This is a genomic window from Lysinibacillus sp. fkY74-1 (assembly GCF_053165895.1).
On sequence record NZ_CP170173.1, the window covers coordinates 272753 to 294342 of the forward strand.

19 protein-coding genes and 1 other annotated feature are annotated in these 21590 nt (G+C 37.4%); of the genes, 14 read left to right on the forward strand and 5 right to left on the reverse strand.

What is annotated here, in order from left to right; translation table 11 throughout:
* Positions 1–82 precede the first annotated feature (82 nt).
* From ACE1MS_RS01340 to ACE1MS_RS01370, 7 genes are all read left to right on the forward strand, one after another.
* Positions 83–1111: a serine hydrolase domain-containing protein gene (locus ACE1MS_RS01340; protein ID WP_289450013.1), complete on the forward strand. Its 1029-nt coding sequence runs from the start codon at positions 83–85 to the stop codon at positions 1109–1111.
* Positions 1108–2421 carry an ABC transporter substrate-binding protein gene (locus tag ACE1MS_RS01345; protein WP_180276606.1) on the forward strand — a complete coding sequence of 438 codons (1314 nt, stop codon included), beginning with the start codon at positions 1108–1110 and terminating at the stop codon, positions 2419–2421. Before ACE1MS_RS01340 ends, ACE1MS_RS01345 begins: the two co-directional genes overlap by 4 nt.
* A 57-nt stretch (positions 2422–2478) precedes the next feature.
* On the forward strand, positions 2479–3423 hold the full coding sequence (locus tag ACE1MS_RS01350) for a carbohydrate ABC transporter permease (protein ID WP_416277986.1): 945 nt from the start codon (positions 2479–2481) through the stop codon (positions 3421–3423).
* An 11-nt stretch (positions 3424–3434) separates the two neighbouring features.
* On the forward strand, positions 3435–4262 hold the full coding sequence (locus ACE1MS_RS01355) for a carbohydrate ABC transporter permease (RefSeq protein ID WP_198695249.1): 828 nt from the start codon (positions 3435–3437) through the stop codon (positions 4260–4262).
* Positions 4249–5256, forward strand: coding sequence for an N-acetylglucosamine kinase (locus ACE1MS_RS01360; protein WP_031418310.1), 1008 nt, complete (start codon positions 4249–4251; stop codon positions 5254–5256). The genes ACE1MS_RS01355 and ACE1MS_RS01360 overlap by 14 nt, the downstream gene beginning before the upstream one ends.
* A gap of 5 nt (positions 5257–5261) precedes the next feature.
* Positions 5262–6167 (forward strand): N-acetylmuramic acid 6-phosphate etherase, encoded by a 906-nt coding sequence (murQ, locus tag ACE1MS_RS01365; protein WP_031418311.1) that lies wholly within the window; start codon positions 5262–5264, stop codon positions 6165–6167.
* Positions 6168–6238: 71 nt separating this feature from the next.
* A complete protein-coding gene (locus ACE1MS_RS01370; RefSeq protein WP_036166650.1) occupies positions 6239–7114 on the forward strand; it encodes a MurR/RpiR family transcriptional regulator in 876 nt (291 codons plus the stop codon).
* A gap of 348 nt (positions 7115–7462) precedes the next feature.
* Here the strand turns inward: ACE1MS_RS01370 and ACE1MS_RS01375 are convergent, their stop codons facing one another.
* Positions 7463–9649, reverse strand: a complete 2187-nt coding sequence (locus tag ACE1MS_RS01375) for an MMPL family transporter (RefSeq protein ID WP_012292536.1) — start codon at positions 9647–9649, stop codon at positions 7463–7465.
* 116 nt (positions 9650–9765) lie between these two features.
* Here ACE1MS_RS01375 and ACE1MS_RS01380 point away from each other — a divergent pair, with 116 nt between their 5' ends.
* From ACE1MS_RS01380 to ACE1MS_RS01400, 5 genes are all read left to right on the forward strand, one after another.
* Positions 9766–10395, forward strand: a complete 630-nt coding sequence (locus ACE1MS_RS01380) for a TetR/AcrR family transcriptional regulator (protein ID WP_230584527.1) — start codon at positions 9766–9768, stop codon at positions 10393–10395.
* Positions 10396–10872: 477 nt separating this feature from the next.
* Complete coding sequence (locus ACE1MS_RS01385) at positions 10873–11301, forward strand: DUF1641 domain-containing protein (RefSeq protein WP_012292538.1); 429 nt, start codon at positions 10873–10875, stop codon at positions 11299–11301.
* Positions 11302–11346: 45 nt separating this feature from the next.
* Positions 11347–12531, forward strand: coding sequence for an NAD(P)/FAD-dependent oxidoreductase (locus ACE1MS_RS01390; protein WP_012292539.1), 1185 nt, complete (start codon positions 11347–11349; stop codon positions 12529–12531).
* Between the two features lie 127 nt (positions 12532–12658).
* Entirely contained in the window at positions 12659–13309 is a 651-nt protein-coding gene (locus ACE1MS_RS01395; protein ID WP_447402649.1) for a methyl-accepting chemotaxis protein, read from the forward strand.
* 15 nt (positions 13310–13324) lie between these two features.
* Complete coding sequence (locus tag ACE1MS_RS01400; protein WP_447402650.1) at positions 13325–13612, forward strand: hypothetical protein; 288 nt, start codon at positions 13325–13327, stop codon at positions 13610–13612.
* A gap of 67 nt (positions 13613–13679) precedes the next feature.
* On the opposite strand, the gene ACE1MS_RS01405 is transcribed toward ACE1MS_RS01400, so the two are convergent.
* Positions 13680–15341: a M20/M25/M40 family metallo-hydrolase gene (locus ACE1MS_RS01405; RefSeq protein ID WP_447402651.1), complete on the reverse strand. Its 1662-nt coding sequence runs from the start codon at positions 15339–15341 to the stop codon at positions 13680–13682.
* Between the two features lie 238 nt (positions 15342–15579).
* Between ACE1MS_RS01405 and ACE1MS_RS01410 the strand changes: the two genes are divergently transcribed.
* Positions 15580–16308 (forward strand): IclR family transcriptional regulator, encoded by a 729-nt coding sequence (locus ACE1MS_RS01410; protein ID WP_447402652.1) that lies wholly within the window; start codon positions 15580–15582, stop codon positions 16306–16308.
* Positions 16309–16350: 42 nt separating this feature from the next.
* On the opposite strand, the gene ACE1MS_RS01415 is transcribed toward ACE1MS_RS01410, so the two are convergent.
* Entirely contained in the window at positions 16351–17601 is a 1251-nt protein-coding gene (locus tag ACE1MS_RS01415) for an MFS transporter (RefSeq protein ID WP_447402653.1), read from the reverse strand.
* A 65-nt stretch (positions 17602–17666) separates the two neighbouring features.
* Positions 17667–17929: a binding site (T-box leader), on the reverse strand.
* A 381-nt stretch (positions 17930–18310) separates the two neighbouring features.
* On the opposite strand from ACE1MS_RS01415, the gene ACE1MS_RS01420 reads away from it, so the two are divergent.
* Entirely contained in the window at positions 18311–19165 is an 855-nt protein-coding gene (locus ACE1MS_RS01420) for a quinone oxidoreductase family protein (protein ID WP_447402654.1), read from the forward strand.
* Between the two features lie 49 nt (positions 19166–19214).
* Here ACE1MS_RS01420 and ACE1MS_RS01425 read toward each other — a convergent pair whose 3' ends face one another.
* On the reverse strand, positions 19215–20021 hold the full coding sequence (locus tag ACE1MS_RS01425) for an EcsC family protein (protein ID WP_012292545.1): 807 nt from the start codon (positions 20019–20021) through the stop codon (positions 19215–19217).
* Between the two features lie 150 nt (positions 20022–20171).
* A complete protein-coding gene (gene pdxR, locus ACE1MS_RS01430; RefSeq protein WP_031418321.1) occupies positions 20172–21533 on the reverse strand; it encodes a MocR-like pyridoxine biosynthesis transcription factor PdxR in 1362 nt (453 codons plus the stop codon).
* Between the last annotated feature and the right edge of the window lie 57 nt (positions 21534–21590).

Here is a 21590-nt window from a genome sequence, read left to right on the forward strand (position 1 = left end):
TTAAGATTGGTGTAATTTTTTATCATTTTATTTTATATGATAATACTAATTTACAGAAAATTTAGATAGTTAAAGCTGCGGGGTGTTCTATTTGGTAGATGCCTATATAAATGATTTAGTGCGAAAAAAGGAAATTCCAGGTGCAGTATTGATTGTTCAACAGCATCATAAAAGAATTTTGTCACGTAGTTATGGGGCTTTTACAGCTGAAGATGGCAGTAAACAATCCATTTCGAGCCATACAATTTTCGACTTAGCGTCATTAACAAAAGTAGTGGCAACGCTACCAGCTACTTTATTGCTCTTGAGTCGACAACAAATGACTGTGGACGATAAGGTTCAAACATATTTACCCAATTTTAAGTATGCCAATATGACAATTCAACATTTATTACAGCATAATTCAGGGCTACCGGCAGACTTAATGCCAGTGGTGCAAAGGCATCATCAACGCGACATAATGACAGAGATATTTTCCAGTAAAGTGGTGTTTCAGCCAGGTGAGCAAGTACTCTACAGTGATCTAGGTATGATTTTATTAGGGAAAGTGATTGAAAAAATATCGGGGAGGTCACTTAGTCAATTCGTTGAACAGGAGATATTGAAGCCTTGGGGGATGAATCGTACTCACTTTCAATTACAGAAGCATCAACGGGGACTAACGGCATCCACAGAGATGGTGGATGGAAAATTTGTTCAAGGAATTGTTCATGATGAAAAATCTCTGCTGTTGGAAGGTGTAGCTGGTAGTGCCGGTTTATTTTCATGTGCGGAAGATTTAGCGAAGTATGCAGAGATTTGGTTAGGACTTACACAACAACAAGTTCTTCCTTATGAGTGGCTAGAACTTGCCTATACGAAGACATTCAGAAATAGGGGACTTGGTTTTGAAGTATGGGATGGAGATTGCTTATCATCTTGTTTTGCTAGGAGGTGGAATAAGGGGTCGTTTGGTCATACAGGCTTTACAGGCACAAGTATTTGGATGGACCCTGTTGAAAAGGCCTTTGTTATTTTCCTGACGAATGCAGTTCATTATGGAAGGAATACAAATATGAGAAGTATTCGGGAAAAGCTTCATACGTTGATTTATGAAAAATTTTTTATATGAAGGGTGGATTAGTTGACATGAAACAAAAGAGTAAATGGTTATGGCTGTTTCTATTATTATTCGTTGTAGCTTTAGTGGGGTGTACCTCAAAAGAGAAAACAACGGTTTCAACAACACCTGATAAGGAAGAAGGGGAGGAAATAGAAGAGATTTCTCTCACGATAGGAAGTTGGCGTACTGAAGATGTGGCGAAATATGAAAAAGTTATCGAATTATTTAATGAACAACATCCCGAAATACAGATTTCCTTTAATCCGACTAAAAATACAGAGTATAACACTGTTCTCAATACAGCATTACAGGCTGGAGAAGGCCCAGACATTTTCCACTTACGACCTTATGCAGCTGGATTAAAGCTTGCTGAAGCAGGATATGTCGAGAAAATAAATGGCTTAAATGGTTTACCTTCTTTTCCTGAAGAGGCACTACTAGCATCCCGTGATGAAGATGGAAATCAATATGGGGTACCAATTAATTTGAGCTCAACGCAATTTTTCTATAATAAAAAAATCTTCAAGGATCATAACCTCGAAATACCTACTACTTGGGAGGGGTTCATAGCATTAAATGATCAATTACTTGAAAAGGGTATTACACCAATAGCAATGGGCACGAAGGAAGGCTGGTTATTGTCATTACTGCATGGGATTGTAGGGCCGGCGATTTACGAAGGCAATGATTTCTACCAAGCAGTGCTTGCGGGAGAAAAAGATTTTACTGATGCTCAGTTTATAGAATCAATTCAAGTAATGAATGACTTAAAGAAGTATTTTCCTGCTAATTCAGAGGGGTTAGGAATGGATGATATTCGTACTTTGTTTGCATTAGAGGAGGCGGCTATGTTCCCGTTAGGTAGCTGGGAAATTCCTGTTGTATTAGAAATGAATCCTGATTTAGAGTTAGGGTATTTTCCTATTCCCTCTAAAGGGGGTCAGAAAACAGTGACGACTTGGGTAGATGGCTCATTTGCTATTAATGCAAATTCGAAAAATAAAGAGGCTGCAAAGGTATTTTTAGAGTTTTTAACTACAAAGGAATTCGGTGAATTGTTTGTGAAGGAATTTTCCATGATCAGTGCCATACCTGGTATTACCTCTGACAATGCCCTATTAAATGAGATTAGTAAATCCACTGCAAATGAATCGACACCATACATGTGGGTGACTAATTTTACAGGAGGGGACCCAACAACAAAAAGTTTACTTGAAAGTGAACTACAAGGTATGTATTTAGGTCAAGTAACACCTAAAGAGGTCGCTGCCAAAGTACAAGAAAACGCTAAAACTTGGTACACGCCATTTCAAAAATAAATAATGTTCCTTACAAGGAATCTTCCTTTCTCAGAATTTTAAAGGGGGCTGCTCATCATGAGGGAGTCTACAGCTTCACCGTTATCAAAAAGAAAATCATGGGCAAGGTGGTCTATCCACCTTTTCCCTATTCCTGCAATTATAATTTATGGAATGTTTGTGCTTTATCCAATTCTAGCAGCTTTATCCTATAGTTTTTTTGAATGGAAAGGAATGTCACGTGGGGATTTTGTTGGATTACGAAACTTCGCGAAGCTTTTCACGACAGAACCTTATGGCTCCATGTTTTGGAATGCATTCAAACATAATGTTATCTATTTTGTTGTGCAAATGGTTGTTATGAATGGGTTAGCTTTCTTTTTAGCGTTTATTATCTACCAAAAAATTAAAGGAGCTGAGTTTTTCAAGGCAGCCTTTTTTCTCCCGCGAGTGTTATCGGTAATTGTTGTAGGTTTTTTATGGAAGCTTATTTTAAACCCTAATTTTGGAACTTTAAATGTCCTTTTAGATAAATTAGGTTTAGAGACGTTGCAAAAGGCTTGGCTCGGTGATCCTGGAACAGCTTTAATTGCCATTATTTTAGTCAATTGTTGGTTTGGGCTAGGCTTTGGCGTTTTAATTTTTTTAGCTGGATTCCAAGGCATTCCCAATGAGTTGATTGAGGCTGCGAGACTAGACGGTGCAAAGGGCTTTACTTTATTACGTATGATTTATTTGCCCTTAATGGTGCCATCGATAATGATCATGGGCATTTTAACATTTATTCAATCCTTTGAGGCATTTGAACTTGTTTATGCCATGCAAGGCTCTATGGGGGAGCCCTATTATTCTACGGATACATTGGCCGTGTTTTTCTATCGCTTAGCCTTTGGTAGTTCATCTGCTTCCGGTGCTACAGCAATTGGTATAGGGTCTGCCCTAGCGACAGTGCTTTTTCTATTTATATTAATTTGTACAACGCTATTTTTACGCTTGGCCAATAAAAAAGACGTCCAAATGTAAGGGGGAGGTATATGAAGCAAGGAGCCATTTGGGTTCGACCATTCTATTATCTTGTTTTGTTTACAGTAGCGACAATTAGCTTATATCCTATTTTGTTAATGATTTTGTCCTCCTTTAAGAAAAGTGTGGACATTTACAAGGATCCATTGGGCTTTCCATCTAGCTTTAGCCTTGATACTTACCGCACATTATTGTCTAAAATTCCCTTTACCACATATTTTATGAATAGCCTATTTGTCAGTATTGTATCTGTTGTACTGATTGTTGTTGTTTGTTCATTGGCATCCTTTTATATAGCTCGCTTTAAATTTTCGTGGAACCATGCCTTATTCTTTATATTCTTATTAGGCATGATGATCCCAATAAAATTGGGAATCGTCCCTCTTTTTATTTTAATGCGTGATTTAGGACTAATTAATTCTTTATGGTCTTTGATTTTAATGAATACAGCGACAGGTATACCTTTATCCATGCTCATACTAACAGGCTTTTTTAAAACGATACCTTCTGAATTGGAGGAGGCTGCCCGTATGGATGGTGCTGGGAACCTAAGGGTCCTTTGGTATGTTGTATTGCCATTAATGCGACCTGCACTAGGAACAGTCGTTATTATCAATTTTATTGCAGCATGGAATGACTTTTTCTTTCCGCTTATTTTTATTACAGAAAAGATCAAACGGACAATCCCTGTCGGAATGATGTCGTTATTTGGAGAGCATTCAGCTGACTGGGGCTCACTTTTTGCTGGACTGACATTAGCATCATTACCAATGATTCTATTATTCTTTATTGCTTCAAAGCAATTTATGGAGGGGCTGACGGCAGGTGCCATTAAATAAGTCATATATTATTGGTGTCGATGGCGGTGGAACGAAAACTCGTGCTGTAATTGGGACAAAAGATGGAAGTGTTCTCGCCGTTATGGATGGAGACGGCACGAATATAAAGTCTACTCCATCCTATGAGGTAAGACAACATATTCAACAGTTACTAGAATGTTTAGTGCAAAGGGTAGGTGCTACAAAAAGTGATATTTCAACGGTTTTCTTATGCGTAGCAGGAGGGGATCGTCAAGAGGATTTAATACGCTGGAAGGAGTGGATAGCTCATATTTTCCCCTTCCCGTTCTGTAAGGTTACTGTTACAAATGATGCAGTAGCGGCACTTACTAGTGGGACGTTTACGCAGGAGGGATTAGTAGTTATAGCCGGAACAGGCTCAATTGTTTATGTTGTTCAAGAAAATTTCATTAGTCGCATTGGAGGATGGGGGTATCTATTGGGTGATGAGGGGAGTGGCTACTATATTGGACAAGAAGCATTACGTACCATTACTCGTCAATATGATGCTTGTGGTTTGTATGAGGATGCCTTTTCTAAAGCTGTTTTAGAGCGTCTAGCACTAACAGATCCTACTGAAATTATTACGCTAATTTATGAGCATTCGCAGCCACGTATATGTATATCCTCTATTGCTAGGACGGTATTACTTTTAGCTACCCAAAATAATGAGACAGCGAAGAGGATTGCTGACCATGCAGTTACCCATTTAGTTCAACTTCTCCAAATGATGTTTAGAAAAGAACCACACGTAAAAAAATTTCCAATTGTTACATGTGGAGGCTTATTTGAAAACCATTACTTTGTTCAATGCTTTCAAGCAAAATTGCAACAAGCTACCATTTATAATCAAATCATTCAGCCTGAAGTACCACCTGCTATTGGTGCTTTTATAAACGGGCTCTTTAGTGAAGGAATTCCAATGACAGGGGCTCTACAACAAACAGTAAAGGGAACTTGGATGAGCGTTAAAAATTCGAATGGAGGGATTTGATTTCGATGGAGCGAATGACAAAACTGACGACTGAGGATTATCATCCAGACACAGCTAATTTAGATTTAATGTCCATTGCTGAAATTATAAGGCTCATGCATGAAGAGGATAAAAAAATTCCGCAGGCTATAGACAAGGTATTACCTGAAATAGAACAAGCTATTATGGCTGTTGTACATGCTTTAAAAAATGAGGGTAGATTGTTTTATGTAGGGGCAGGGACGAGTGGGAGAATCGGGCTGCTAGATGCCGTTGAATGTCCACCAACATTTAGTACTTCTCCTAAGCTAGTGCAAGCCATTTTAGCAGGTGGCTCAGAGGCCGTAATGATTGCCATAGAAGGGGCAGAAGATGATTTATCTTTAGGACGACAAGAGTTAGAGAAACAACGGCTAACTAATTTAGATATAGTTATTGGTATTGCGGCAAGTGGTAGAACACCTTTTGTCAAAGGAGCTTTAAATTATGCCCAGCATATAGGGGCAAAAACGATTAGCTTGGTCAGTAACGCTCGTTCCACCATTAGCGAAAATGTAGATATAGCCATTGAGGTTATTACTGGTCCAGAAATTCTGACTGGCTCCACTAGACTAAAGGCCGCAACAGCCCATAAACAAATTCTGAATATGATTACAACCTCCACCATGGTCAAACTAGGTAAAGTCTATAAAAATTTAATGGTGGATGTTCATGCTAGTAATTTTAAATTGCGTGAACGTGCCAAACAAATTGTTTGTGAAGTGACAGGAGTATCCTATATTCAAGCTGAGCAAGTTTTAGAGCAAACCAACTATCAAGTAAAACTGGCTATTGTCATGTTACTAACAAATACAGGGTTAGAAGAAGCAACCGCATTACTCGCCCAATCCGAAGGGCATGTGCGTAGAGCAGTAGAATTACGGAAGTTTTGAAGTAAGAGGTGAATGGAACTGCTCCATTCACTTTTTCATGAAGGCTACATACTAGAGGTGGGGATGGATGTATGGAAAAAATTAATGCCGGTTTAATTATGCTTTCAGAAATGCGAGAGAAGCTACCTCCTTCTGAAAAAAAGGTGGCAAGCTTTATTTTAGAACATCCCACACAGGCGATTAAAATGACCGCTGTAGAGTTGGGAGAGGCAAGCCAAACAAGCAGTGCTGCTGTTGTAAGATTATGTAAATCTTTGCATGTCAGCGGTGTTCAAGAATTAAAATTACGTATTGCTGGTGATTTACAGCGTAAGAACACCGTCGACAGAGATATTGAAGCAAATGAGCCGTTACAATCAATTGTAGAGAAGGTGACCTTGCAGAGTAGTGAGATTCTGACACAAACGGCTAATTTAATAGATGAAGCTGAATTAGAGCGAGCTGTATCAGCTTTAGCAAAAGCAAGAAGAATTATTTTTTTTGGTGTAGGTGCTTCTGGAATTACGGCAATGGATGCAGATCAAAAATTTTTAAGAATTAATAGGCATAGTAAAGCATTCATGGATTTACATCTAGGAGCTACATCGGTTGTTAATGCACAGGAGGGGGATGTGGTAGTCGGGATATCCTTCTCTGGAGAAACACATGAAGTGGCCAAAATTCTTGAAATAGCAGGCGAAACTCCTGCTACTACAATAAGCCTAACACGTTACGGTAATTCATTAGTATCTAGTTTAGCTGACATATGTTTATATGTATCACCGAATGTAGAAGCGACCTTTAGAAGCGGTGCCACTTCCTCTCGTCTTGCCCAGCTTCTCGTCATTGATATTTTATTTATGGGAGTAGTGACCAGTGCGTATAATCAGACAATTGATTATTTAGATGAGACACGAACAGTTATTCAAGGTTTGCATAAAAAGGTAACTAAAAGAAAAATAAAGTAAAACGAAGACGACTCCTTATCATCGTCTTCGTTTTTGTCGCTTTGTCACAAATAGAGTGTTGGTACAGATACAATCTACCTTTTATAGACGTTCTTGTGTTTCAGGGTCGTAGAAATAAAGTGAACTAGCAAAATCAAAGGCATATTTTTCGAGGGTATTGCCTGAAAAGGAGTTAAGCAATGGAAAGCGTTACTGTAATTTAGAATAGTTTAATAAAGTCAATCCTTTAATAGAGATCCTATAAGGCTCAGTTTAGAATAAATATATGACTAATGTTTCTAGTATTAATAAAAAAATAACACGGATATTAGCAAGTGGATTTGCTAATGACCGTGTTATTTATAAAGGTTAGACTTCTTTTTTGAATAGTTTTCCTGGCCAGAAGGCGTATTTGCCTAGAACCGTTGTGATTGCTGGAACAAGCAATGGTCGAACAATGAATGTATCCAGAAGTACACCGATTGCTGTGACAACACCAAATTGAACAAGTACTTGAATTGGTAATGTTGCTAGTACGGCGAAAGTACCTGCTAAAATAAGTCCAGCAGATGTTATGACACTTCCCGTTCGGACAACTCCTTCTTCTACAGCTGTTAAATGATCAGTTGTTTTACGTTTTTTCCAAATCTCTGAAATCATAAAGATATTATAATCTTCGCCGAGCGCTACTAAGAACACGAATGCATACAATGGGATAGCTCCCGAAATGGCTTCTGCCCCCATAATATGATGTAAAATCAACCAACCTGCGCCTAATGCTCCAAAGTAAGAGATAATCACGGTTGCCAATAAATAAACAGTGGCCGTAATGGAACGCAAATAAACAAATAATAATAATGCGATTAAAGCAATCATGGTTGGCATAATAACCGTTTCGTCACGCTTAGTTATTTGTTGGGTATCATACTGACTAGCAGTTTCTCCACCAATCCAAACATGCTTATCAGCATTTTTAAGCCCACTTTGCTCGAGTATTTCGATAACCTCTGCCTTTAACTCAGGAATATGAGCCAACGATTCCTTTGCATAGGGGTTAGCATTTAAAGATAGTTCATATAACTGAATCTCATTATTTTTTTTCCCTATTTGAACATCTGCCACACTATCAATATAAGGAATTGTTGAAAGCTGTTGCTGTAAATTAATTTCATTTCCCCCTGTATCAATCACTAATTGTACAGGTGCTAATTCTCCAGGAGAAAAATTCTCTTCTATTAAAGTGAAGCCTTCTCGTGACGGCATGTCTTTTGGGAAGGATGAGAGTAAATCAAACGTATATTGAATACGTGGAACGAATGCTGCTAATCCGCCAAGTAATATAACGGTTACCGTAATAACAATCCATGGCTTCTGCGTAACAAAATGTCCGATTTTATGACTAATCTTATGTGATGGCTTATGTTGTTTTTTTCCTTTGTTCAGTGCCATTTCTTCTGTACGTGGAACAAATGGGAAGAAAGCTACACGACCAATGATGACAAGAATTGCAGGAAGGACGACGAGAGCTGCAATTCCCATTACAAGTACACCAAAGCTGAATGGCACGGCAAAGCGTTGAAATGCGCCGTAATGAGCCAAACTAAGGGTAGCTAGACCAATGACAACTGTTAGGGCACTCATTAAAATAGCGCCACCTGATTCTTTCACAGCAAGTTTCATTGCGACAGTTTTATCTTCAACATGGAAGAGAATTTCTCGGTATTTAGATATTAGGAATAAACAATAATCAGTACCTGCACCAAAAAGTAATACCGTCATAATAGAGACTGCCTGTGAATCTTTATCAATCCATCCTTGATCCGCAAAGAAGCCTAATGTTGGGCTGATTACTCCATAGGCAAGACCTACAACAAGTAAAGGAATAATAGCCAGTAATGGCGAACGATATATAATTATAAGTAGTACTAAAACGAGTAATACTGTTGCAATCAATAGCTTTACATCTGCTTGGGAGAATAAACTAACAGCATCAGTAGCGATTCCAACTGGTCCTGAATAACGAACATGTAGCATATCATTCGAAAGTTTTTTATCTAATTGGACTTGGTTGCTCTCCATTATTTTGGTTAGTTTATCTAAACTATCCTGTAGGACATCTGTAGCAACCCCCTTTTCAAAAAATACAGGTGTAACGATGGTTGTGCCATTTTCTGAAGTAGCGGCTGATAGAGCCTGGGTTGGCATTTTATCAAATGGTGGAACCATCGTTTGATGAGCTAAGGGTTTAGCTTGAAGCTCACTGTATACACCTTGTATGGCTGAATAGTCTTGATTGGTTAGTCCACTGTCACGATACCAAACCAATAATAATGGTGTACCGGCATCATTAGGGAATTGATCGGCAATTATTGCCGCAGCCTGTTCAGACATTTCCGTGTCAGGTAGGTTTTTGCCTGACTCACTTTCAATACTATTGATTTGTGGCCAAGCAAACGACAATACAATTACTAATAACACCCAAAAGGCTAGTGCTAATAAGCGCCCCTTTTTACTTGCAACCATTGAGCCCCATTGCTCAAGTGGATGTTTTTTCATAAGAAAACCTCCATTCCTGTAAGTGATTTAATTATATATACTAGAAGGTTAATTAATCAATCTAGAAATACCGATATGTTATAATATGAGTAAAAAGATTGTTTTTTATAAAGGAGGTGAACTTGTTGAAACAGTCACCGCGTATGCTTGGAAGACCTCGCCATGATGAAAATGCGAAACCGACAAAAGATCTAGTCCTTGAGACGGCTACAAAACTTTTTATTAAAGAAGGCTACAAAAACATTTCGATGGATGATGTAGCGAAAGCTTGTAACGTAACAAAGGCGACTATCTATTACTACTACCCAACTAAAGGCGAATTGTATACATCGGCACTAATTGCTATGATGGATCGTATCAAGCTATCTATTCTACAAATTTTAGAGCAACAAAAACCATTTAAAGAACGTCTTGAACAGCTCGTTAAGGTTCATTTATCGGCAACTATTGATATTGATATGAATAATTTTATGCGGGAGGCCTCCATCAATTTATCGGAATCTCAGTTGAGACAAGTACAAGCATCCGAAAATGAAATGTACCACACCATTGAGCGGGCTATACAAATAGAAATGGACAAGGGCACGATTCGAAAAGGAAATGCCAAGTTTTTTGCTCATAACTTTATGGCACTGATGACGGTAGGGTATTTTAAAGATGGCGACGGGAAAACTTTGCTAGGTTCAATAGATGTAACGGCAAAAGAAGTAACAAATTTCTTTTGGCTATCTGTTCAAAATAAATAAAGCTTCCTAATTTTTATGAAAGGAGTTATCTCATTAGAATAGAGATAGCTCCTTTCATTGTTATAAAGGTCATTTGAATTTTAAAAAGAGTCTCTAAAAATGACAAAAAAGTGAATGACAGCTACAAAATTTGATGCATTAGAAAATTTATGATAGTAAGGCAGTTAATAGTTGATAAAATCAATGAATTTTGAAAAGATTGTCGAAATTGTGATTTAGCGCATTGAAATAATGTACAAACAGTCTTATAATGAAGGTTGTAATGTCACCAAGACAAGATAAGGATGGTATTATGATGCGCTTTTTGCGACTTAAAGTTAACATTGTAATAACAAGTCATACGAATCGCTATCCAGGCCTTGTGACTGGTGATTGTGTAGGATATACGCTGTAACGACTGTTAAGTTTTACCTTAATGGTCTTTTTTACATGTAAGCAATAAAAAATAGTACTAGTGATGGCAAAGGAGAGTTCAAAATGTCAGAAACGAATAACCAAGCACAGGCTGAACAAGTAACTGTGAGTAAAGAGCAATTAGATGTACTAGATCAATTACTAAAACCTGAAGTTCAAGAATCGCTTACAACTTTAGTTGAGCAATTACCAAAGTTAACTGAAATGATGACTTTATTAACGAAATCATACGAGTTTGCTCAAGCTGTAGCAACAGATGAAGTGCTTAAAAATGATACTGTGGGTGCAGTAACAGAAATCGCTGGACCTGTAGTAGGCTCTGCGAAAAACCTAGCAGCAACTGCAATTGAAGCGAAAGACCGAGCATCTGAAAGCCACGAAGTAATAGGTTTATTCGGTCTTGTGAAAATGCTAAAAGACCCTCAAGTTCAAAATGTATTCCGTTTTGTTAATGCTTTCTTACAAGTAAGCTCAGAACGCAAAGCTAAATAAGACTTAAGGTAAATTCAATTCGTAAGGACGGAGGATTAATTAATCATGTCAAAAGAAATCGTCATCTTAGGTGCAGGTTACGCTGGCGTTTTAACTGCATTAACAGCACGTAAGTATCTATCAGCTGATGAAGCTAAAATTACTGTAGTAAACCAATTCCCAACACACCAAATTATCACTGAACTTCACCGTTTAGCCGGTGGTACCATTGCAGAAGGTGCTGTTGCATTACCACTTAAAAAAATCTTTAAAGGTTTAGACATCGATCTACACATTGCAAAAGTAACGAAATTCAATGTAGATAATAAAAAAGTGGATTTAGATAATGGCTATACATTAACGTACGATACGCTTGTAGTATCTTTAGGAAGCCAAACTGGTTTCTTCGGTATCCCTGGATTAGAAGAAAACTCAATGGTTCTTAAATCAGTAAATGATGCCAATAAAATTAACAAACATATCGAAGATCGCATTAAAGCATATGCACAATCTAAAGATGAAGCAGATGCAACAATCGTTATCGGTGGTGGCGGTTTAACAGGTGTTGAGCTTGTTGGTGAAATCGTGGACAACTTCCCGAAAATCGCTGCAAAACACGGTGTTAACTTTGCTGATCTTAAAATTAAACTTGTTGAAGCTGGTCCAAAAATCTTACCAGTACTTCCGGATACACTTATTCAACGCGCGACTGAAAGCTTAACAAAACGCGGTGTGGAATTTATTACTGGTACACCTGTAACTGGTGTTGACGGTAATGTTATTTCTCTAAAAGACCGTGAACCAATTGTTGCAAACACACTTGTATGGACAGGTGGGGTAGCACCACTTCCAATAGTAGGTGAATCAGGACTTGCAGCTGACCGTGGTAAAGCAACAATTAATGAATTCCTACAATCTACATCACACGAAGATGTATTTGTTATTGGTGACGCATCTGTAGCATTACCAGCTGATGGTGGTCGTCCACTTTACGCGCCAACTGCGCAAGTTGCTTGGCAAATGGGTGAGCTTGCTGGTTATAATGTTTTTGCACAATATAAAAACCAAGAGATGAAATCATTCTCAGCAGTGAACTCTGGTACACTTGCAAGCCTAGGCCGTAAAGATGCGGTTGCTACAATTGGTGCAAGCAACACAGAACTTAAAGGTCTTCCTGCAACATTAATGAAAGAAGCTTCGAATATTCGTTATTTAACACATATTAAAGCTCTATTCGGTTTAGCTTACTAAAAATTTTGGTCCCACTTCTATTAGGAGGTGGGATTTTTTTATGGAAAGTCTACCTTTACGATATTTGTTTATTAATTACTTCAAAGAGAGTAAAATTAATACAAATCTAGTTATGGAGTGATGACATGTGTTAACGATATTTCAATCAAAAAGAGAAGATATAGAGCAATTTAAGGGGAAAATTGACGAGTTGAATGCAAAGCTAGATAAGAAGGATCATGAATTTCAAATTTTTCTCAATGAATTACATAAGGAATTAATTTCAACGATTGGACAGCACGATATAGTTAATCATCAACATGTCATTTTGGGTGAAATGGTTACAAATATTTTAAGCGAATTTAATCGTGTAGAAAACAGCACCATTGAATCCAATACCATATCTGGACATGCTCTAGAAAAAGGAAACTCTTTAATTCATTCATCAGATGAAATGGTTTCTTTATCGATTGAAAGTAAACAAGCTGTAAAGGAAGTTCAGCATGTCATTGATGAGCTTGGTGAGCAATCAAAAAAAACGACGAATAGTATGAACCATTTAAGTGAACGTTCAAAGCAAATAACTGATATCGTCAAAGTAATCAGTGAGATTTCTAATCAAACCAATTTACTTGCCTTAAATGCATCTATTGAAGCAGCGAGAGCTGGGGAGCATGGTAAGGGGTTTTCAGTCGTTGCAGAAGAAGTACGAAAGCTTGCTGAAAATACAAAGTCAAGCACAGAGGATATTGTGAATCTTACGAAAAAAATTGAGGATCAAATATCTGAGGCATATTAGGATAATAAAAATAATATGCAGCTGGTGACAGAAGGACTTCAAAAAAGTACAGATACGTCTGAGCAAATTAACGCATTACTCCAAATCATAATGAATGTCCAAGGTGAAGTGAAGGAATTACTTGATTATATAGATAGCCAAAAAATTTCGACTGAAGATGTCATGAGTAAATTTAAAACAACAACAGCTCTTTTTGATGAAACAAATAAAGTTTTAACTGACCATATTGATGAATCAGATATCGTCACAAAAAAATTACTAGAAGCTGTTGAAAAGGTGAAGGGTTTTCCTCATTCAATTTAACTATAGTTTTACTGGATACATAAAAAAGCACCGTTCTAAAAATAATTAGAGCGGTGCTTTTTCGATATTAAAGATTGGATTTGAATATTTCTTTTGTAGCCTTCTGAATGAGCTTTGGTAGCACGCCGAAGGAATAAGGCTTATAAACTCTCTCAGTCCATTTGTGGCCATCTTTTCCGTATACACCCATTGTAACAGAAGGGATATTCAGCGCCTTTATTTTTTCAAATGGTAGGGGATAGAGTGTATCCCATTTTGGGAAGTTATTGAGCAACTCTTGGAGTTCCTCTTGTGTAGCATGAATAGATAAGAAGCTTCCATCCGCTAAATAAGGGAAAAAGCGTTTAACCTGAAATACTTCGCCTGTTTCTTTCGCTACCTCATGAACGACCTGTGAAATGGCTTGCTTTAATAGCTGGTCTCTTGCCACACTTTCCTTTAAATAATTATGGGGAAGGAATGGTGGTGCAAAGTATAAGACAACTCGAGGCTTATGCTCAGGATCTGCCTTTTGCAGCGCATCAACGATTGCAAACGACTGTTGGCGTAATTCCTTACCTGCATTTTTTTTCAAGACATCAGCAATAATAAGCTCGGTTTCAATACCCTTTCCGTTTAAATAAACAATAAACTCATCATAAGTAACAACGTCTATATGCCAGGATAATGAACGCTTAGGTATGTTGGAACGCTCCATATATTTCTCATACTGAAGCTGTAAATATTGCTTTGCTTCGATACATGCCTGTTGTGCGACAGACTTAAGTTTCTTAACAACATGATCTGGAGACTCTTCATATAAAAAATAGTTAAAATAAATTCGGCTAGTAGATGCGGTTTGAACTGTATAGGATTCTTTGGTGTCTCGTTGATATAAGCATGTAGGTGGAAGGATGGTTTCACCTATAATTGCCTCCATTAATGCTAAATTATTATGAATACGCTCCGTAATTTTTGCTGCCACATAATTGGGGTCGATGCCACTTAATGTATCTCCCACATGTACTTCTCGCCCATAAATGTAGAAGGATGGCAGTAACTTTCCAGCAACACCCGTATAAATATAACGATGAGGGTCATCACCATATAAAGGAGTTGTAAAGTCAGTATTAATGGCCATTAGAAAATCTAGTTCCTGCTCCATTTTTAAACGATTAAGCTCATCTAATGCGTCAATGATGCCATTATGCTCGGCCTCTTCGCCACCATTTAAAATAAGTAATATATTTCCTTCTAGTTCATGAAGATGATTGGTGAAATATTGTACATTGGCAATATGGACAGCAGCTCCGCTTTTCATATCTACAGCTCCACGCCCAAACATCCAGTCGCCACTTTGAGCATCCTTCTGTACATCCGTATTTCCTTCATAGGTTTTAAAGAAATCCTCAAGCTTGGTAGGAGAAAAAGCAAACTCTTTTAAATGACCATAATCCTCTATGTCCACTGTATCCAAATGAGCGTGATAGATAATGGTCCTTTTTGTTTCATTAGGACTTTTTACGAAAGCAAAAAGATTTTTTCGGCCAATAGGGTCCTGTTTTACGTTTAAAGTCCAAAGAAATGCAGGGTTTTCTTGATAGTAAGGGAATTCCTTCATTTTCGCATAGATATACTCAATAATTTTCCCTTCTCCTTGAGTACCATTAATACTATTAATATTTACTAATTCATTTGTAAGCTTTTCAATTTGCTTTGAGATGGGTAACTGTCTTAGTTGTGAATACATGTATATGGCTCCTTTTTTGTTCGATTAGATATCATTCAAAATAGCAACTATACTTACTTCATTGTTTCGTTATGTGAAAATTAATCCGTATTGTGGAATATGATTCATCATATAAGAAAAAACCGTAAACGTCAATTTTCGTTTTTATAAAATTCTGTTTCTTTTTATTAATTTATTCGGTTGCAACTCTATATAAATGAGTAAAAATTCGTTAAAATGAATAAAAGGAGGATGAGCAATGATTCAATCTATTGAAAGAGCAATGATGATTATTCATGTACTAGCGAAGAATCCTAAACGATTCTTTTCTGTTCAAGATATATATAATGAAACAGACTTACCTAGCAGTACAATTTATCGATTATTGTATACATTAGAAAACTTTGATTTAGTAGAAAGAAATGAGGAAAAAAAGGAATTTCGTTTAGGGTATATATGGTTACAGCTCGGCATGAAAATGTACCACCATACAAACATCCGAGAAAAAGCCCATCCGTTATTAGAAGAGCTTGCCGTTAATGTGCGGGAAACAGCGTATTTAAATATTCCAAAACTAAATAATTCTATTATTATTGATCGTGTGGATAGCCCCAAAAATGTCCGTATTATTGATATGATAGGTGAAAAAATCCCCTATCCAATTGGAGCAGCGAATAAAGTATTACTTGCATTCTCAGAGAAGGAAATGCAAGCTGGCTTTCTAAAAAATATAAGTGATCTTGAAAAAATAGAGTTAATGGAACAATTAAATGTCATCAAAGATAAGGGATACTCTATTAGCTATGGAGAAAAAACAAAGGGAACAGTATCAGTGGCAGCACCTGTTTTTGATTTGAATAAAGAACCAATTGCAGCAATTAGCGCAGAGTGCTTTGAGTATGATACAGATACTGAAAAATTAGAAAGTATTGCAAAGGAAGTCACACGAGCTGCTCACCTTCTTTCACAAGAGCTAGGTCATGTGTAAATAGGTCTTCTCCACGTAAGGAAAAGACCTATTTTTATTTACCTAGTTATGAGACTCAGAAGTACTTTGATAAAAAGTGGCTTTAGAAGGGCATATCGTTAAAATAAATAAAATGATAGCTACCGTTACCATGACAAATGAGGCACTTACTATAACAAATCGTATAGAAATAATTTCAGCAGTAACTCCAAATGAAGCTGTCAAAATTATGATGAAAAGGGCTTCAAAAAAACCATAAATACTCCCTATACGTCCCATGCTTTCAGCAGGGATATTATTTTGATAAAAAGTATAGAAACCTGTATTCGCAAAAGCTGTTGCGAATGATAAGAGGAAGCAACCTAAAGCTGCCATAAAAAAGGTATAGGAAGAAGTAAACAGTAAATAACCGAAGGCTGTCATTATAGACCCCATGCCGATTAACCAAGCAGTAGAGGTTTTTTCAACAAAGGCTGAATTGGTTAGAGAACCAATTAGTACACCGACACCTGCAATACTGACCAAAACCCCATATTCTCCCTCCGATAAAGCAAGTACTTGAGTGGCAAACGCTGCCTCTAAAGAATCAGTCGCTGTCATCAATACAATGGTAGCACTAAATAAAAAATAGACTGCCATCACATAGGCATTTTTAAAGCTAAAATGGACGACCATTTTCCAATCATAGAGCAATATTTTATAAAATGTTGTTACTTTTTCTGTACGAAGAGCAAAGCCTAATTGTTCATGTCCTTCAACGTCCGGCATTTTTATAGTTATGCAGGCAGATAAAAATAAAGCAATAGCATTTAAGTATATAGCCATATTCGGTGTACCTAGTGTAAATAGAAAGCCTGCAATAGCTGGACCTGTTAGGAAGGCACCAGAATCAAGCAGACTACGTAATGAGTTAAAGCGTTTTCTTTGCTCTACCGGTATCAATTTAGTGATATAAGTCATAGAGGTAGGATGATACATAGAACTAGTAGCTGTAATGATAAAGACTAAAATATAAATCCATCCTAAGCTCAAAAAGCTAGGAAGTGCGACAATCAGTATGGACCGGCAAAGATTCAATAGGATCATCAGGTGTTTTTTATTAAAGCGGTCTATTAAACTACCAGACCAAAAATTAGTAAACAATGTGGAGAGAGCTCTGATAATATACAAGCCAGAAACAGCAAGTGCTGATTCTGTCAGATTGAGTACAGTAAGGTTCAAAGCAATAAAATAAATCCATTCACCGATACTAGAAATACCAATACTACTTAAAAGGATAATTGGATAACGCCACGATTTTAAAGATTTTTTCATATAAATTCCTCCTCTTGCAAAAGTGACCTTGCAAAATAAAAAAATCCCACCCCCAAGACAGTAGTCTTAGGGACGAGACGGAAGAATTTATGCTCACGTGGTGCCACCCTAGTTCACTATTATGTTGCCATAATAGCCTTTTCAGTACGACATGAATGAATGTTTATACTGTAACTCTATAACGGGAGTTCCCGTCGCACCATTATTCTAATAGAAATCCAATGCGCTACTCTGAGGCTTGTTTCAATAATTCGTTCTTGCTCGTTTTCAGCAACCGGAGCTCTCTGGGAAGAACAGCCTTATTTACTCTTCTCTTCACTGTATTTTGGTTAGTGTAGCATATATAGATAATTTTGGTAAAGTGCTAAGGTGAAATAGATGGTCCATTTTTTTGAATGTAAGCTTTTAATTGGATGAAAAGCGACTCGCAAAACGGGATAGTATGAGTTAATTGGAAGTATCCTCAAGGGAATGATATAAGTTCATCAAAACAGCAAGATTGAGAGCTATTTTTCCTGTGAAAAATGCGGGTCTGCTGTGCCAATTGCCAAAAATGCGTGTTTATCTAATAGATTAGCCGTTGTATGGTCCAGTGACAATAGAGGTGATAACAGTAGGTATCCAGGTTTTTCGTAACTATAGCCCTGTACCAGATAACATAAAGCATATACGATTGCTGCCTTAATTAAAGAAATCAATCTATACGAGTGTGAACTATGCAGATATTAAAAATCGGACAGGTAATAAGGCTAAAGGAAACTTTCCAATGATTCTTGGGTTAGATGTTGCTGGTATTGTAGAAGAGGTTTTTAATGATAACAGCAATTTTCAGAAGGGGGACCAGGTCATTGCATTTCCGATAAATGGTGCTTATGCAGAGTATGTCGTAGCAAAGGAACAGTTGGTCTTTAAAGTTCCGTATGATGTACCGCTAGAGAAGGTAGCAGCTGTGCCAACTGTATCGTTTTTATCGTATATCTTAACACATCAGATAGCACCAATTAGTCAGAATGATTCGGTGTTAATTCATGCTGCATCTGGTGGGGTAGGAACAATGCTTATTCAAATGGCCAAAAAGCTAGGCGCTAAACAAATTATTGGAACTGTAAGTACATTAGAGAAGGCACCGATAGCCTATCAGCTTGGGGCAGATCATGTTCTTACATATGACCAATTTAGTGAGCATGTACGAGACTTTACTGGAGGTATTGGCGTCGATATTATCTTTGATTCGATTGCGGGAGCTATTACGGAGGAAAGCTTAACTTGCTTAGCACCATATGGCACTCTTGTACAATTTGGCAATAGTGGAGGCAAGGCAGGAACTATTATGACATCAGATTTACATAGTAGCTGTCGTAATGTAAAAGGATTTAGTCTGGGTACGACTAGGGACTTAAGACCAGAAATGTTACAACAGGTCGCTCAACATATTTTTACTTTATTAAAAGGGGATAGTTTCCAAGTGCCCATTGCTAAAATATTTCCATTAGAGGATATGCAAAACGCTCATGAACTGATGGAAAGTCGTCAGCATCAGGGAAAAATAGTAATTAAAATGTAGAAACAAGGGAGGGTGACGCTCTTATAAGGAAGAGCGCCATCTCTCATCATCAACTTTCTAATTCATTCAATTTTTCATAAATTCGTCTTTTTCGATATAACATAATACCCGTTTCAGCAACATCTTGAATCATTCCTTTATTTGCGTATGCACCGAAGATCATACCAGCAATAGGTATCATTTGAAACAGTTTTTTCCAGCCCAGCTGGTCCCGATACGTATAAAATACCTCCTGCCAGCCTTGTAGCTGAGAAATCATATTGTCAGTAGCTTTATGAGTACTATTCATAGTGGAAAGCTCCTGTAAGATGGCTTCTTTCCCAACAATATCTGCACTTGTGAATTGCAGGCATTTCACAATAAAAATACGCTCCATTTTATCATTAGGGTCATAGCCATGAATAATAGCAATTTCTTGCAATGTCTTCAGCGCGGTTCCTAAAATAACGGGTATATCAATAGCCAAGGTAAATATTCCGCCAAACCCCGTAGAAGCACCTTGAACAGTCGCAAACTTTACACGCTCATTTTGCAATTTATCACTGAGAGTAATCATATCCTCTAATGGAATTTGACCAATATCTGAAATGCTCAAAATATGCTCTGTGGAAGAATGGTTACGGACTTTTTGAATCATGGCTTGTTCATTGATTAAATATTTTCCACCGGATTGTATGTAGTTCCCTAATTCATCGACTAATAATGCAATTTTATTTTGAATAAAAGTAGGCGTCATTTTATCTAACAACTTAAACGGTATTCTACCTAGTTTCTCCCAAAACCATAAATCCCTTTGATCCTTTTCCCAATCCTGAATTTCCTGCAAGTGCTGCTCTAATAGCTGACGGTTCTCCATTATTGTCTATCCCCTTATGTGTTCATTTACCTTTACATACGAAAAAAACATTATAAGGTTTCGCCTTGTCTCGAAACATCTGTATATTTTTTATGTCTAAAACAAAGTTTCGTGTATAGACTGACTCCGACCATCTAATAAAATGACAGGTTATTGCCAGACGGAAGCAAGGAGTGCAATACCTTCATCAATTTGCTGAAGTGTCAGTCCACCGTAGCCTAAAATGATTAAAGTATCCTCTGTACCATGCTGATAGGAAGTAGAACATGGATAGACAAGAATTCCAATCTTTTGAGCAAGTTGAATCGCATTTTTCTCAGAGAGTCTATTAGGTAACTTCATCACGATATGTAGCCCAGATTTTTCACCGATGATTTGAAATTCCTCCGAAAAATGAGTGGAGATAGCAGTTAGTAGAGCTTGTTGTTTTTTACGATAAACTGTCCGCATTTTCGCTAAATGTTTATCAAATTGACCTTGTGCAATGAAATCAGCTAAAACAAGTTGCTCTACTCTGGAGACAACTGATTTTTGATCATGGTTAAAGGCATTAAACGATGCAATTAATGACTTTGGTAAAATCATATAACTGATTCGCAAAGAAGGCAGCAACGTTTTAGAAAATGTTCCAAAATAAATAACTCGTTGAAGCTGATCCATTTTTGCTAAAGAGGGGATTGGCAGCCCTTTATAACGAAATTCAGAATCATAGTCATCTTCAATAATGTATGCCTCATTCAAATTTGCCCATTGCAACAAGGCGGCTCTTCTCTCTACGGTCATAATCATGCCCAAAGGAAATTGATGAGCTGGTGTTGTGTATAACATGTGAATTGTTTTTGAAGGAAGAGTTATACCGGCTTTATCCACAGGGATGGCCTCTGTAGACAAACCGCATTGTCGTAAAGTAGTATGTGCCCGTTTAAAACCCGGTTCTTCTACTCCGACCTTACTCTGGGGACCTAAAAAGAGACTAAGGGCTTGAAGTTGACTTTGTGTTCCACCATAAACAAACACTTGTGAGGCATCACAAACAACGCCACGTGAACGTTGTACATAGCGCGCAATCTCGGAGCGTAATAGGTCTTCACCTGCCCAGGGACTTATGGATAAATTATTCTTGTTTACATGTTTTTTCAGGAGCTTATGCCAAAGTGAATAGGGAAAAGCCTCGTTATCCACATGCCCGTTATGAAAATCATACTGAATGTCATTGGATATGATTGTCCTTAGAGGAACCTCATGCTGCTGTTCATCTTGTACCCAATCAAATTCAAAGGGAGCAATAAAATAACCCGACCGTTCTTTACTATAAACATAACCTTCTGCCAGTAATTGTTCATAAGCCTCCTTCACAGTATGTACACTTACATCGAGAGTTCGGGCAAGGGCTCGCTTAGAGGGCAATTGCTCATGACCTAATAGCCTTTTAGATAAAATAGACTGTCTAATTTCTTCGTATATCTGAATGTATTTGGCTGAATCTCCTGTCAATGAAATGGATAGCTCCACAAGATAACCTCCTTTGGTATGGTCTGGTTTTTAATAATTGGTACTTTCTATCATATC